Below are 14,644 nucleotides of genomic sequence, written 5' to 3' on the forward strand. Positions count from 1 at the left end.
TCAGCGCTGACCACTTCCCTGGTGTTTGGGATTGAGCAGGAAGGGGCTGACCTCCTCGGCAGGCAACTTGGGCGCCACCGCATCGACCGCCTGTTTCTGCTGCTGGTTGAGCTTGATGCGGGCCCTGTCGCGACCAGCCTCGATCAGTTTTGGATCGTCGAGCGGGCCGGAGACCCGGAAATCGATGCGGGTCACCACGTCCACCACCGGCTCCAGCAGCTTGGAAAGGGCCAGCACATAGAGCCCGGTGATCGGGGTCAGCGAGAATGCCGCCACCACCGGCAGGGTGCCGCCGAGGTTCGGGGAGAAGCTCAACTCGTAATCGAGCCGCCAGCGCACCAGATCGGCGATGCCTTCGCCGCGCAGGTTGCCCGCCGCGCCCTTCATATAAAAATCCTGATTATCCACCTGGCCCTGCTTGACCTTGGCCGAGGCAGACATCGACTCGAAATAGAAGCCCTTGTCGAACACGTCACGAAAATCGAGGCGCAGCTTGCGCAGCAGAGAATCCAGGCTGAGCAGGGAGAGCAGTCGCGCACCCTTGTCGTTGACCTCCCGCAGGGTGCCGCCCTCCAGCTTGAGATCGGCGTTGCCCGCCAGGGTCGGCAGATTGGGCCTGTAGGGCACGTCACGCCAGTTCAGATCCAGTGCCAGCTTGCCCGGCGCATCACCGATGGGGGAGGTAAATCCGAGCCGTTTGAGTAACAGCTCGCTATTCTGGGTGTCGATCTTGGCCCGGAGCCTGGTCTGCATCTGGCCCGATTGCGCCAACCATTGTGCATTGCCGCTCAACTTGCTGCCCGCGAGCCCGATCTCAAGCCCCTTGAGATCGAGCCGGTTGCTGCCGGGCACCAGCTCCCCTTTCAACTCACCGAGCGGCAGGGTGCCGAAGCGGCAATCCACACAGCTGAAGGTGAGCCAGGGAATGGTATCCATGATGGCCTGATCCTGACGATCATTTGGTTCCGGGCTGAGATCCGAACCCTTGCCGGACCAATGGATGCGGGCGAACTTGGCATCGATGGGTTGCTTGCCGGTGACGGGGATGCGCACCACTCCCATCACGTCCGGGCTGTCGATCATCACCTCGGTGGCCTGATTGACCGGCCCCACGGTGAAGTGCACCGCCTTGAGGTTGGCACTGCCGATGTCGGCCCGGGCCAGCTGACCATCCACCCACCACTCCTGTGGCAGGAAGGCGGGACCGACCACCGCATTACCGACCAGCGCCTGATCTGGCAGCCAGCGCTTGAGCCGCGCCAGCCAGCCAGCCACGTCCGCCTGCTGCTGGTTGATGGCGAGCAGCATGGGCTTGTCTTGCAGCACCCTGGCGCCCGGTTGACCTATGTCGACCCGCACCCGGCTCAGGTAAGGAGCGCCCTCGCCATAGACCAGCCGACTCTGCATATCCACGTCGGCACCCAGCACGCCGCGAATATCGGCGCTGCCGTCACGGCCGCGCACCGTCACCTTGAGGGGCAGCGTGCTGCCGGCGGCCTTGGCCAACGGGTTTGGCAAGTCCAGCCCCATCCCCTGCAGGCTGGAGTCCAGTGCCAGCTGGAAGCTGAAGGGACTGCTCTCCGGCAGGGTCAGCCCCAGGGTGCCGGTCCAGCTGCCACGCCCCTTGAGCATCTCGAGGGCGGGAATATCCTGGCGCTGGCGGCTGCTGTCCCAGAGCCCCTTGAACTTGAGATCGACCTGATAGCTATTTGGCAACTGCTTGCCCTGATAATCCAGGGTGAGCGGCTGGTTCCACAGGCTGGCCTTGAGGTTGCTGAAGCGCGTGTGTTCGTTGTCATATTCGAGCCGGCCGGCAACGCTCTCCAGCGGCATGTCCAGGGTCGCGATCCTGACCTTGTTGTTGTGGAACAGGGCATCACCACTGGCCTTGACCTCGCTCTTGCCATCGAGAGGGATATCCAGCTTGACCGACCCCTTCATGGGTCCGCGGATCTCGATCTCCCGCAGCGCCTGCCCCACCGAGCCGCCGAGCGGCGAGTCCTGCAGGTAGTCGCTGATGGCCTTGCCCTCGCCCGCCACCTTGGCATCGATATAGAGCCGGGCGCCGCCGTAGGTCGGGATGTCGGCGTCGATGTAGTCGGACTGAGCCTTGCCGAGCCGGGCGAAGTCGCTGTGCATAAACAGGCCGGCGTTCTGGAACAACAGATCGATCTGCAGGTCGGTAAGGGGTTGCCAACCCGGGAAGAACTGGAAGGTCGCCTGCTCGAGCGGCACACCAACCTGGAAGACTCCCTTGCCGTTGTCGTAGGGGAAGTCCCTAAACTCGCCATACCAGAGCAAGTCCGCCCCCTTGGCCTGACCCCCCTTGATGGCGCCGCTCAGGTAATCCACCAGGCCGTCACTCATCACCGCCAGCGGATAATAGCGATAGGCATGGCCGGCGTTCTTGACGTCGATGCGACCGGTCAGGGCGAGGAAGGGATGCTCGAACAGATCGAGCCGGAAGCGACTGGCGAGGTGCAGATCCGGGTTATCCAGCAGGATGTCCTGGCCATAGAGCACCCAGCCCTCGGGTTCACGCCACCAATCCAGTCGCGCCCCCAGGCTGTCGACCGGGATCGGCTCCTTGAAGTGACGGGCCGGATCCACCTTGCCCTTGCCAAGGCTCAGCCGGGCGCTGCCGCCCGCCGGGGTCAGCCAGAACTCGCCGTTCATATTTTGCAGACCGGGCACATCCCGCCAGGCGGTGGTGCCAAACCCGACCAACTGGCCGTTGAGGGAGAGTCCCTGCCAGTTGCCATCGGCTTGCAATACCAGATCCTGCAACTTGCCCTCGGGCTGGGTGCGTTTGAGGGTCTCGGTCAACTCGGGGTAAAGGCCGGAGACCAGCTGGCTCAGGCTGGCGATCTGGCTGAGATCGATGGCAGGCACGTAACCCTGGATGCGATCGCCTATTCGCTCGAGTTGCAGACGGCTGTGCAGCCAGGTCGCCCCATCGAGCTTGAAGATGACGTCGTGACTGGCGAATTGCCAGCCCTCCCCTTCACGGCGCAGCTGGATCTTGCCGCCACGCAGGTCAAGCCTGTGATAGGGGCCTTTCTCCTTCTGCGGCTCGGACACACTCACCTTGCCGGCAGCAGTCTTGCCGTGGCGCGGAGCCTGCTTGACCTCGTCCTGCCAGATCAGGTGGTTGTTGCCAAACGCCAGCAGCGAGTTGCCCAGTTGGCCGTCGGCAAACTCGCTCCACAGCTGGAAGTCGAGCTGGCCCGTCACCTTGGGTTCGCCGGCGTGGATCCTGGTCAGCATGGGGCTGATGTCGAGCTCGCTGGCCCCCAGATAGAGCTGGCCCCGCAAGCGATCAAGCCGGGCTTCTGGCGCATCCACATCCAGGATGAGATCGATGGTGCTCTCGCCCACCCCGTTGATGAGATAGGCCTTGCCCACCCCCTGGTGACGCTTGCCGCGGTTTTGCCAGCGCAGCTGGGCGATGTTGAGGGCGCGCACCTCGCCCAGAGGCGTGGTGAGGCTGAGGCGAGTGTCGTGAATGTCGAAGGTGGAGAGCTGGGTCAGCAGGAAACGCAGCAAGGCTTGCTGCTGGTTCGGGTTCTTCTCGCTCGCCGGTTCCGCCGGCTGGGCCAGATCCAGCGCGATGTCGCCGTCGCTGAGCAGCAACTGGCCAAACACCGGTTTCCACTCATTGAGGGAACGCCAGAAATCGAGATGGGCCCACACCTTGCCGAGGCGCAGAGAGAAACGCCCCGAGTCAGGGGCGATGGCGAGTCCTTCCAGCTCGAGGGCCGGGCCGCGCCGGGTCCAGTCCAACCCGACGCGCTCGACGCTGACCTCCAGCTGGCTGTCGCCGAGCAGGGTGGCGATCAGCGCCTGCCGGTGCTGGTTGAGCAAGGGGCCGCCGAGGCGCACCAGACTGACCATGATGGCCAGCAGCACAAAGAAGACCCCGAGGGCTAACCAGCCCCGACTCAGCCAGCGGTAGACCAATTACATCATCACCACATCAAATTGTTCCTGCCCACAGAGCGGCTCGGTCACCACCCTGACCTGCTTGCCGATGAAGACTTCCAGCTCGGCCAGACTGTGGGACTCCTCGCCCCGCAGGTAATCGGCAACGGACGGCGCCGCATAGACGGTGAACTGATCCGCATCGTAGGCGCGGTTGACGCGGATGATCTCCCGCAGGATCTCGAAGCAGACCGACTCCACCGTCTTGACCCGACCGCGCCCCTTGCACTCGGGGCACTCGGAGCAGAGCACGTGTTCCAGGCTCTCACGGGTACGCTTGCGGGTCATCTCCACCAGACCGAGCTGGGAGAAGCCGTTGACGTTGGTCTTGGCTCTGTCCTTGGCCAGCGCCAGCTCCAGGCTGTGCAGCACCCGGCGACGGTGATCCTCGGACTGCATGTCGATGAAGTCGAGGATGATGATGCCGCCGAGGTTGCGCAGGCGCAGGTGGCGGGCGATGGCGGCAGTCGCCTCGACATTGGTGTTGAAGATGGTCTCTTCCAGATTGCGGTGGCCAACGAAGGCGCCGGTGTTGATGTCCACCGTGGTCATGGCTTCGGTCTGGTCGATGATGAGGTAGCCGCCGGATTTCAGCTCCACCTTGCGCTCCAGGGCGCGCTGGATCTCGTTCTCCACGTCGTAGAGATCGAAGATGGGGGAGTCGCCGAGGTAGTACTCCAGCTTGTTCGCAAGCTCAGGCACATACTCCTCGGTGAAACGCTTGAGCTGATCGAAGCTCTGCCGCGAGTCGACCCGGATCTTGTCGAGCTCGGCGCCAACGAAGTCGCGCACCACCCGGAATGCCAGGCTGGGATCCTCGTACAGGATCTTGCAGGGCGGGTACTTCTGCTTGCGCTCCAGGATCTTGCGCCACAGCCGCTTCAGGAAGGCGGCGTCCTGCTCCAGCTCCTGCTCGCCCACCCCTTCGGCGGCGGTACGGATGATATAGCCACCGAGATCATCCACGTAGCTGGCCACGGTGCGCTTGAGGCGCTCGCGCTCCGCCTCGGACTCGATACGCTGGGAGACACCGACGTGGGCACTGCCCGGCATAAACACCAGATAACGGGAGGGCAGGGTGATGTCGGTGGTGAGGCGGGCACCCTTGGTGCCAAGAGGATCTTTCACCACCTGCACCATGATGTCCTGCCCCTGGCGTACCAGCTCGGCGATGTTGCCAGCCTGGAACTGTTCCTTCTCCTTGATCGCCACGCACTCGGTGTGCGGCACTATGTCGGAGGCGTGCAGGAAGGCGGCCTTGTCCATGCCGATGTCGACGAAGGCGGCCTGCATGCCGGGCAGCACCCGGCTGATCTTGCCCTTGTAGATGTTGCCCACGATGCCGCGCTTGGCCTGACGCTCCACGTGCACTTCCTGCAGCAGACCGTTCTCGACCAGGGCGACCCGGGTCTCTGAGGGGGTGACGTTCACCAGCAGTTCGACTGACATAAGTTACCTTGCCTTTCTAGTTTTGAATTCTGACTGCCAATGGCACGACGACGCACGCAAGTAGTAACGCAGCAGGGGACCGCTGGGACGGATTATCGACTCTGCTCGAGTTGCTGGCGGATCAGCAGATCCGTCTCCAGCAGGGGCAGGCCGACCACGGCGCTGTAACTCCCCTCGAGCCGGCTGACAAACTTGCCGGCGATGCCCTGAATGGCGTAGCTGCCCGCCTTGTCGCAGGGCTCGCCGGTGCGCCAGTAGGCCTCGATCTCGGCCTCATCCAGCTTGCGGAATGCCACGTTGGTGGTGACCAGCCGCACGTCGCAACGCTCCGGGGTGGCCAGCGCCACCGCTGTCATCACCTGATGCACGCGGCCGGAGAGCGCCTCCAGCATGTCTTTCGCATCGAGCAGATCGGAGGGCTTTTCCAGCACCCGGTCCCCCAGCACCACTATGGTGTCGGCGCCCAGCACCGGCAATGCCGTCGGCGCTGCGGCCAGGCCGGCCATCGCCTTGTCGCGGGCGAGCCGGCAGACATAATCCTGGGGCTTCTCGCCCTCGCTGCGCTGCTCGGGCACATCCAGCCTGAGCACCTCGAAGCGGTAGCCCAGCCGGGTCAGCAATTCGTGCCGACGGGGCGAGCCCGAGGCGAGATACAGTTGCGGTTCGTTGTGCTTGTTCATATTCACTTAATGAGATGAGTTACAGTGACAATGCGTTGTTTTTACTCATATTCACTTGATATTGAAGCGACGGCGCACCTTGCGCAAGACCATAAAAATCCATGGCCATATTAACATCGTTGTCAGCGTCGACCAAAAATAGGCGAAATTGAGGCTGGCGCGGCTGAACAGGTGCTCGGCCCAAAACACGGTGATCTTGCCCACCAGGGAGAGCAGGCCGATGATCAGCGCCTGCTGCCAGAGGGAGAAGTTGCGGATCTTCTGGAACTGGAAGGCCGCCAGATAGGTGGTGATGGCCATGGCCATGGCCCGCACCCCAAGCGTGCTGCCGAGCAGCACATCCAGCAGCAGGCCCGCCACCCAGGCGGTGCCGACGTTGGTACGGTGCGGCAGTGCCAGCGCCCAGTAGATCAGCACCATGGCGAGCCAGTCCGGCCGGAAGGGTTCGAATTGAAACGGAAGCGGCAGGATCGAGAGGCAGAGTGCCAGCAAGATCGAGAGCCAGATCCAGATCCTGCCACTGGCGGGTTGCAGCATCAGCGTGTCGCCCCCGCCGCCGAGGTAGCAGCTGCAGCAGGCGCTGTCGCCGCCGAGGTGGCCGGCGCTGCGGGTGCTGTCGCCGCGGGCGCCAGGGCATCCTTGTCGTTCACATCCGGTTTCTTGTCGGTCCAGAGCAGCAGCAGGTAGCGCAATCTATCCAGCGCCACCAGCGGCTTGGCCTCGACCTGGGCGAAGGGCTTGCCCTCCACATAATCGGATCGGGTCACCGTCGCCACCGGATAACCTTCCGGGAAGCGGCCGCCGAGGCCGGAGGTCACCAGCAGATCGCCGACCTGGACGTCGGTGTTGCGCGGCAGGTTGCGCAGATCCAGCTTGTCCAGCTCGCCACTGCCCGAGGCGATGGCGCGCAGATCGTTGCGCAGCACCCGCACCGGGATACCGTGGCTGGAATCGGTGATGAGCAGAACACGGCTGGTGGTGGATCCCACGTGCAGCACCTGACCGACCACCCCCTGATCGTTGATCACCGGCTGGCCGTTGTAGACACCGTCCAGCGCCCCCTTGTTGATCAGCACCTGATGGCTGAAGGGGTCGGAATCCACCGACAGCAGCTCGGCCACCATCTTGCGGGACTCTTTGTGCACCGGGGAACCCAGCAGCTCGCGCAGACGCTGGTTCTCGTGCTCCAGCTGTTCCAGCTTGAGCAGGCGAGATCGCAGGGTCAGCAGCTGTTGTTCTTGCTGCTTGGTCTGCTCGATGAGGCTGGATCGGGTCTGTACCTGGGTCGACATGGTATCGAGCAGGGTTCCCGGCGCATTGGCGATATATTGCAGCGGACTGACCAGCGAGCTCAGATAGACGCGGACATGGGTGAACACACCGAAGCGAGAATCCGCGACGATGGCAGCGACAGAGATGATGACGGCGAGAAACAACCGTAACTGAAGCGAAGGGCCTCTACCAAAGATGGGTTTCATGAGTCGTCAAAAAAGAGCCGGCGCTCGGCCGGCTTTGGGTCTTATTCGTAGTGGAACAGATCGCCACCGTGCATATCGATCAGCTCCAGCGCCTTGCCGCCACCGCGGGCTACACAGGTGAGTGGATCCTCAGCCACGACGACCGGGATGCCGGTCTCTTCCATCAGCAGACGGTCGATATCTTTCAGCAGGGCGCCACCACCGGTCAGCACCATACCACGCTCGGAGATGTCGGAAGCCAGCTCGGGCGGTGACTGTTCCAGCGCCACCATGACCGCGGAGACGATACCGGACAGCGGCTCTTGCAGCGCTTCCAGGATCTCGTTGGAGTTCAGGGTGAAGCTGCGCGGCACGCCCTCGGCCAGGTTACGGCCACGGACTTCGATCTCGCGCACCTCTTCGCCCGGATAGGCGGAGCCGATCTCGTGCTTGATGCGTTCGGCGGTGGCTTCCCCGATCAGGCTGCCGTAGTTGCGACGGACGTAGCTGATGATGGCTTCGTCAAACTTGTCGCCACCGATCCGCACGGACTGGGAGTAGACCACGCCGTTCAGGGAGATGATGGCCACTTCGGTGGTACCACCACCGATATCGACCACCATGGAGCCAGTCGCTTCGGAGACCGGCAAGCCGGCACCGATGGCGGCAGCCATGGGTTCATCGATCAGGTAGACCTCACGGGCGCCGGCGCCCAGTGCGGATTCCTTGATGGCACGGCGCTCAACCTGAGTGGAGCCGCACGGCACGCACACCAGCACACGGGGGCTGGGGCGGAAATAGTTGTTGTCGTGAACCTGCTTGATGAAGTGCTGCAGCATCTTCTCGGTCACGTAGAAATCGGCGATGACGCCGTCTTTCATCGGACGGATGGCGGAGATGTTGCCTGGGGTACGACCCAGCATCTGCTTGGCGGCATGACCGACAGCAGCGACCGATTTGGCGTTCCCGCGCTCTTGGCGAATGGCGACAACTGAGGGTTCGTTAAGGACGATCCCTTGATCTTTTACGTAGATCAGGGTGTTGGCAGTTCCCAAGTCGATCGACAGATCGTTGGAAAAGACGCCTCTGAGCTTTTTGAACATGGCTACGGGAAATCCTAAGAATTTGGAGGTGCGGAAAACCGGCTAACTTTACCAATGCCCACCCCAATGGGCAAGCGCTCAAACTGTCGCCAATCAATCAGGCGCGACAAAAATGCGAGTCATCACTCACCCGCACAGGCCGACAAACACTACGAAACAAGGAGATAAGACGCAAGCCAATGGCAAACTGCCCCTCTCCCCCTTCGCAGATCAATTTCAGGGCATCACCTCACGGCGATAAATAATCCGATCGTTACCCCTCTCTTGGCCGAAGATGGCCTCTCCCAGCAGGCTATTGGGGTCAGAGAGCCATAGTGGAGTCGATGGTTGCAGCGGCTGCTTGTCCAGCAGGATCCGGTAGGGAATGCGCACCGTCTGATTGGGCGCAGCAAAGTGGAACCCGGTCTCGCCGGCACTCACACGGACCTGGCTGCCACCAGGGGCAACCTGACCGAGACCAAGACGGATCCGGGTGCCATCCTTCAGCGTCAGATCTCCCGTCCCGGCGTCGTAATGCTGGTCGGGATCGGTAAACTGGATACCGCCACCCGCCAGGGAGATCTGGGTACAGAGATCCTGCTGATTGACTCGCCACTGGCCCCCTTCGAAATATTGCACCTGCAGGGGCAGCGCCAGCGGGGCGCTGTCGACTCCCTGACGGGTGCTGGCCAGCAGCCGGCCGTAACGCAGTTGCTGGCTCCCAATTTTGACGGCGTTGCAGTTGCTCCCACAGGAACCGACGCTATCAGCCTTCATGTTTACGCCAGCCAACAGCGTATAGCCGCCGTCGTTGTCAGCCATCTTGACCCCAAAATCGAGCGACGGCAGCGGATCCTCGACGCTGGCACCGCGATCGAAGCGGGTATTGGCCAACGGGATCGCCTGTTGATTGACGCTGGCAACCCCATCCACCCAGCTCAAACCCGGAGCCAGACCGATACGGGCAGAGCGATCCACCCCATCGTCTCCATTTTCCGCCACCAAACTGGCGCTGCCTTTGGCAAACGCACCTTTGTAATTCAGGGTAGTGCCCTGTTGTGCGTTACGGGCCGTGATGGCAAAGCCGCTGGCAAAGGGTTGCCCCATGTAGCTGAACGGCGTGCAGGCCGGGGTGATAAAACCACTGCTCAAGCTGTAGTCCCAGGGCACGAAGCGCCCCACCGGCACACTGGTGGCAGCGGGAATGGTGGAACCGAAGTAGCCTGAGGTCGGCGGTGTCGCCGTCATCTGGAACACCCCGACCTCGTTGAGCGACTGGGTGACGGTATTGAGGTTGTTGCTGGCCGCGATGGCATGGTCATAACTCAGCTTGCTGACCACCGCCTCGACCCCGGGCTTGGGCGCCACCAGCTGGCTGCCGAGCGCGATATTGGTCAGCGCAAAGTTCGGGGTCGCCAGATTGCCGCTGCAAAGATCGGTGTCGTTATCGACCTGCCAGGCCACGGCGCCGACAGTCAGCTGGAAGTCATCGCCCGTCTTCTTGAACACCGGACAGCTGATGTTCCCTGCCGCGCAGGCCCCCTGAGTTGGCGTGATGCAGAGCCCGACCGGGCGGCTGACGAAAAGATCCGAGCCCGTCATCACCAGACCCGCCGTGTCGCCGCTGCCATCGTGGCGGGCATTGAGCCGCATCTGGCCCGCATCCGGGTAGCTGACTTTTTTCAGCGTTGCCTTGCCCTGGCTATCGAAGGTCAAATTGATGGTCGTTGCTGCCGGGGAAGTAACACTGGCGGCATAAGTCGGGATAGCGTTGCCATCTATCGCTATCTTGCTGTTGAAGATATTGGTATTCGGGCTGGTATAAGTTCCCCAAAAGCCGACCGATCGCGCACCGATAAAGCCGGGGATACACTGCTGGGTCGCAGTGTCTTTCTTGACTGCGCTGATCACCACATCCTGAGGCTTGTTGGCCAGGGTATCCGGCACATCGAACAGGAAGCCGCTGTCGGCAAAGTTGAGAGTACAGGCGGCGGCGCTCAGTGCCCCGCTGCCGGCCTGGCACAGGGTTCCGTGGAGGAAGCCAGGAGTCGAACTTGAGACCCCGATGGTCACGGCACTGGCCGTATTATTACGCAGCTGGACCGAGGTCGAGCCCCCGCTGAAGGCCACCTGATTGCCGCCGACCCAGCCATTGCTACCGGAACTGGGAGTGAGGCTTAAGGTAGCGCTGACCTGCTCGGTGACGAGCTGGGAACAATCCGCGTTGGCGCAGGCCTTGATAACCACCGTCTCCGGATTGCAGGTGAGCGCCTGACCGGAATGGGTCAGCTCGAAGTGATCGAGTTGGCTCCCCCCCGAGCCTCCACTACAGGTGATACCACCGAGATCGACCTTGTCGACGGCATCTTGGGAAAATTCGAAGTTACCGTTCCCCTTGTTTTCTATGTTTCCACCCGCCGCCAGTGCCCCGTCGATAGTGGCGTTGCCGGTCATCTTGACGTTGCCCGCCACATAGACGACAGCATTGATCTGGTTCTGCCCGGCTATCTTGAGATCCCCCTTCACATAGATAAAGAGATTCTCCGGGTGGCTACTGTTGGGATTGAGTTCGGCGTTGTTCAAGTCGAGATTGTTGAAGTAGAGCCGCGCCGTCACGCCAGTGGCAATGATCTCGGCCTTGTTGCTGATGCTGCCGTTGTTGAAGTCGTGATCCCCTGGCACGAAGCTGTTGCCGCTGTGGCCGGTACAGCTGGTGCCATTCCCCTGCTTGCTGCATACCAGATCCCCGAGGGGGGGCACCAATACCCCGGGCGGCGGCGTCATGCTGACGCCTTCCGAGGGGGGATCGGTAAAGATGTCTTTGCAGGTGGACGTCAGGGCTCCACCGTCGTAGATGACCTTGCTACTGCCCAACATGTCGATATTACTCGCACTGAGCCGCCCTCTGAGCTCGGCATTCTCCTGCAGGGTTGCTTTGCCCTCGACATAGTAGCTGCCTTGTATCTTGGCCGAGCTTCTCACCGCCAGGTCTTTGGTGACGTAGACATCCAGCGCACTGCTCCCCGTGAACTGGGAGCCGTTTTGAATCGTCAGATTGCCATTAACGTAAAATTTGGTGGTACCACTTCCCACGAGCGTGATACGTCCCATGCTGAGATCGATGTCTCCATCGATGATGTAGGTCTTGCCGGCCTTGAGCGTCATGCTCCCATTATTGAAAAACCGGATCCCCTTGAACACATAAGTGGAATACTGCTCGGAGACTGTGAGATTTCCCCCGTTGACCTCCACCGAACCTATATCCCAACGACCAGCATCGACACGACGCCCATAACCCGCCGTTGTACCTAGCATCACGTTGGGGTTGGTCCAGGATGCCACCGTATAGTTACTCGGATCTGTGCTCGTCATCATGGTCGGTCTGGTACCAATCTGACTGGCAACCCCCGTGATCTGGCACTTGCCGCTGCCACACGCCTGGTTGCTCATTTCATATTCATAGCCGCGTACCTGTCTGAAACAGACATCAAGGCTGTTGTAATTCTCCACCCTGGCACCGGTCTGCATATAGAGTGTGCCAGCATTGGTGAAGCTCTGTATCGGCCCTGGGAAGATGCTGTTGCAGTTCAAGGTAGCCCAAGTCGATTGGGCCCCCAACAAGAGCAGGACACAACAGGCACGAAACAACTGCTTCATGGGAGTGCTCCATCAAAGGCTTCCGCCACCAGGGTGCGGCTGACGGCAAAGTCTGGATTCGGGCCATTGTTCACGCCCGGATCGCCGCAGCGCCCCTCGCTGTTGAAACGATAACCTGTCCGGGTGGTGCCAGCCGCACTCACTTTGACCTCGGTGCATCTGACGATGACCTGGCAATTGACCAGCCCGGGCAGCGCAAACGGAGTCGTGGTCGACGCGGCGCACTGCAGGGCAGTCCAGCTGTTGTTGGGATAGAGCCGATAGAGAGCGATCTCCAGCCCGCTCTGGGCCGCCATCAGGGCCCGAACGCCACGCACCTCGGCCGTATTCTTCTCGCCACTGTCCAGCAGGAAGCGGCCCATGGCCGCCGCCAGCAGAGCCATGATGACGATGACAAAGAGCGCGATCATGATGGCGCTGCCCCGCTGGGAAGCCAGGGTAACGCGAGGGGCACTAGGGAACATTGAGCACCTCCAGCTTGTGGTTGAAGCTGACGCTCTCGCCGCGCTGCTCGAACACCAGCCGCAGTCCGACCTCGCTCGGGCTGAAGGCAGCGGGATCCCGGTAGAAGTAATAGGCCGCCGGGCGGATATGCTCGGCCATCAGGGCAGTCGGGCTCGCGGTGATATCGGTCCCGATAGCGGCGCTTGCCCGGGTCAGCACGGCGCCCTGCACGCAGTAGCGCACCTGCCGGTTGGCAAAATAGATGCGCCGACCCGGGGAGTCCTTGGCGAAACCGTTGCTGAGGGTCAAGGGCAGCGCTCCCGATACGTCGCTGCCCACGCCGGTGACGTGGGCGGTACAACCTCCCTGCAGGCAGCCCTGATTCAGGAAGCCGGTGCTCGCGAGGGGATAGACGATGGCAAGGTCGTCATCTTTCTTGGGGAGCACGGATGGTGTAACTATGTTGAGTCCGCTGCTGAGCGCAGAGCCCAGATAACGGCTGGCTGTCGCGATGGGCCAGAACCGCAGGCAAGTACCCCGATCGACCAGAGCCCCCCCGACATCCTCCACTCGCACCGAGCCGGGCACCGCATCGCGCAGCTCTCGGTTGAGCCGCTCCATGGCGAAGCGGGCATCGCTCATCAACTGCTCGCGACGGCTAGCATCCCCGTAGATCTGGGTACCGATGCCGATAAATTGGCTGGAAAAGGTCGCCATGACCCCGAGCAGCAGGATCACCATCACCAGCTCGATCAGGGTAAAGCCCCGCGCCTGCAGCCGTGACCCCATCAGTAGTTCCCCCGATAGAGGGCGAAGGCCAGCTCGCTGCGATCCGGCAGTCGCACCCACAGCTCGATGCGCTTGCCGGTGGAGCAGGTACCGCTGCAAGCTGGCAGCGGATCCTTGGTCAAGTCGGCTCCGCTCACCCGGATCTTGACCCCGAACTGCCGGTATTCCGCCTCGTCGAGTCCCTGCCCGCTCTGGGCACTGAAGTAGTTGGCAGGCACCCAGTCGCCATCACAGCTAGCCAGTCCCCTGGCGCAGATGGTGCTGGTCTGATAGTCGTCCACGTCGTTGAACTGATAGGGGCGGGTCTCACCACTCTCCGGGCCATAGCTGGCCGTACCCGTACAGGCTGGATAAGTCACCGCTGGAGTACCGGCGGTCTCGCCACAGCGAAAACGCCCGCCGTTGTGATCCGAGTGTTCATCGAAGGACTTTTGCAGCGCCTCGTCGAGGATGCGCTGGGCCAGTTGCGCGGCCCGCACCTGTTGCACCGGATCCACCGCCTGGGGCGCCTGATTGACAAGCAAGCCCAGGATGCCGGTCAGCGCCACCGCCAGCAGCACTATGCCGACGATAAACTCGATCAGGGTGAAGCCACGGGAGGGGTCAAGGGAGCGCATGAATATAGCCTTCGGACTCGATACGCAGACGGGTGCTCTCCTGACCGTCGCTCACCACCAGCTCGCAGCCGCTGAGACAGGCCGCGGGCGCCAGGGGGCGACCGCTACGTTTATCGAAGGAGAAGGCTCCCTGGGGGGAGATAGAGAGACTGCCGGAGGCATTCACCACCCGCCCCCGGACCAGCTCATCCTGGCTCCAGGTCGAGATGGGGCTGCCGGCGCAGCTACCAAGCTGGGTCAGGTGGCCGAAGCGCTTCGCCTCGAGCACCAGCTGGGTACACCGGCTCGTCCCCTCCTGCATGTTCATGCTCTGCACCAGTCGTAGACGGGCCACCAGTTCATCGCGCAGGGTATGGGTTTCAAAGCCGCCTTTGCCCAGCCACTTGGGCACGGCAAAGGCGGCCAGAATCCCGAGCAACAGGATCACGATAACCAGTTCAATTAGGGTAAAACCCTTTTGCATTCTATTGATTCCGAATAAAAAAAGG

11 protein-coding genes are annotated in these 14,644 nt (G+C 62.0%); all 11 read right to left on the minus strand.

Going from position 1 to position 14,644, the window contains the following annotated elements:
- The gene (locus ACZ9IL_RS16160) at positions 1–3,960 is read right to left on the minus strand and encodes a YhdP family protein (RefSeq protein ID WP_476004410.1); all 3,960 of its coding nucleotides are present in this window, start codon (positions 3,958–3,960) and stop codon (positions 1–3) included.
- Positions 3,961–5,430, minus strand: coding sequence for a ribonuclease G (rng, locus tag ACZ9IL_RS16165; RefSeq protein ID WP_476004411.1), 1,470 nt, complete (start codon positions 5,428–5,430; stop codon positions 3,961–3,963).
- 92 nt (positions 5,431–5,522) lie between these two features.
- Complete coding sequence (locus ACZ9IL_RS16170) at positions 5,523–6,110, minus strand: Maf family protein (RefSeq protein ID WP_476004412.1); 588 nt, start codon at positions 6,108–6,110, stop codon at positions 5,523–5,525.
- 51 nt (positions 6,111–6,161) lie between these two features.
- Entirely contained in the window at positions 6,162–6,647 is a 486-nt protein-coding gene (gene mreD / locus ACZ9IL_RS16175; protein ID WP_476004413.1) for a rod shape-determining protein MreD, read from the minus strand.
- Positions 6,647–7,588, minus strand: coding sequence for a rod shape-determining protein MreC (gene mreC / locus ACZ9IL_RS16180; RefSeq protein ID WP_476004414.1), 942 nt, complete (start codon positions 7,586–7,588; stop codon positions 6,647–6,649). The genes mreD and mreC overlap by 1 nt, the downstream gene beginning before the upstream one ends.
- A 41-nt stretch (positions 7,589–7,629) precedes the next feature.
- On the minus strand, positions 7,630–8,670 hold the full coding sequence (locus ACZ9IL_RS16185) for a rod shape-determining protein (protein ID WP_005308111.1): 1,041 nt from the start codon (positions 8,668–8,670) through the stop codon (positions 7,630–7,632).
- A gap of 216 nt (positions 8,671–8,886) precedes the next feature.
- Complete coding sequence (locus ACZ9IL_RS16190) at positions 8,887–12,306, minus strand: DUF6701 domain-containing protein (protein ID WP_476004415.1); 3,420 nt, start codon at positions 12,304–12,306, stop codon at positions 8,887–8,889.
- On the minus strand, positions 12,303–12,770 hold the full coding sequence (locus ACZ9IL_RS16195; RefSeq protein ID WP_476004416.1) for an MSHA biogenesis protein MshP: 468 nt from the start codon (positions 12,768–12,770) through the stop codon (positions 12,303–12,305). The genes ACZ9IL_RS16190 and ACZ9IL_RS16195 overlap by 4 nt, the downstream gene beginning before the upstream one ends.
- Positions 12,760–13,539 (minus strand): PulJ/GspJ family protein, encoded by a 780-nt coding sequence (locus tag ACZ9IL_RS16200; RefSeq protein ID WP_476004417.1) that lies wholly within the window; start codon positions 13,537–13,539, stop codon positions 12,760–12,762. Before ACZ9IL_RS16200 ends, ACZ9IL_RS16195 begins: the two co-directional genes overlap by 11 nt.
- Positions 13,539–14,156: a type IV pilus modification PilV family protein gene (locus tag ACZ9IL_RS16205; protein ID WP_476004418.1), complete on the minus strand. Its 618-nt coding sequence runs from the start codon at positions 14,154–14,156 to the stop codon at positions 13,539–13,541. Before ACZ9IL_RS16205 ends, ACZ9IL_RS16200 begins: the two co-directional genes overlap by 1 nt.
- Entirely contained in the window at positions 14,143–14,619 is a 477-nt protein-coding gene (locus tag ACZ9IL_RS16210) for a pilus assembly FimT family protein (protein WP_476004419.1), read from the minus strand. The genes ACZ9IL_RS16205 and ACZ9IL_RS16210 overlap by 14 nt, the downstream gene beginning before the upstream one ends.
- Positions 14,620–14,644: the final 25 nt, after the last annotated feature.

Source organism: Aeromonas sp. TECH754 (genome assembly GCF_056279295.1).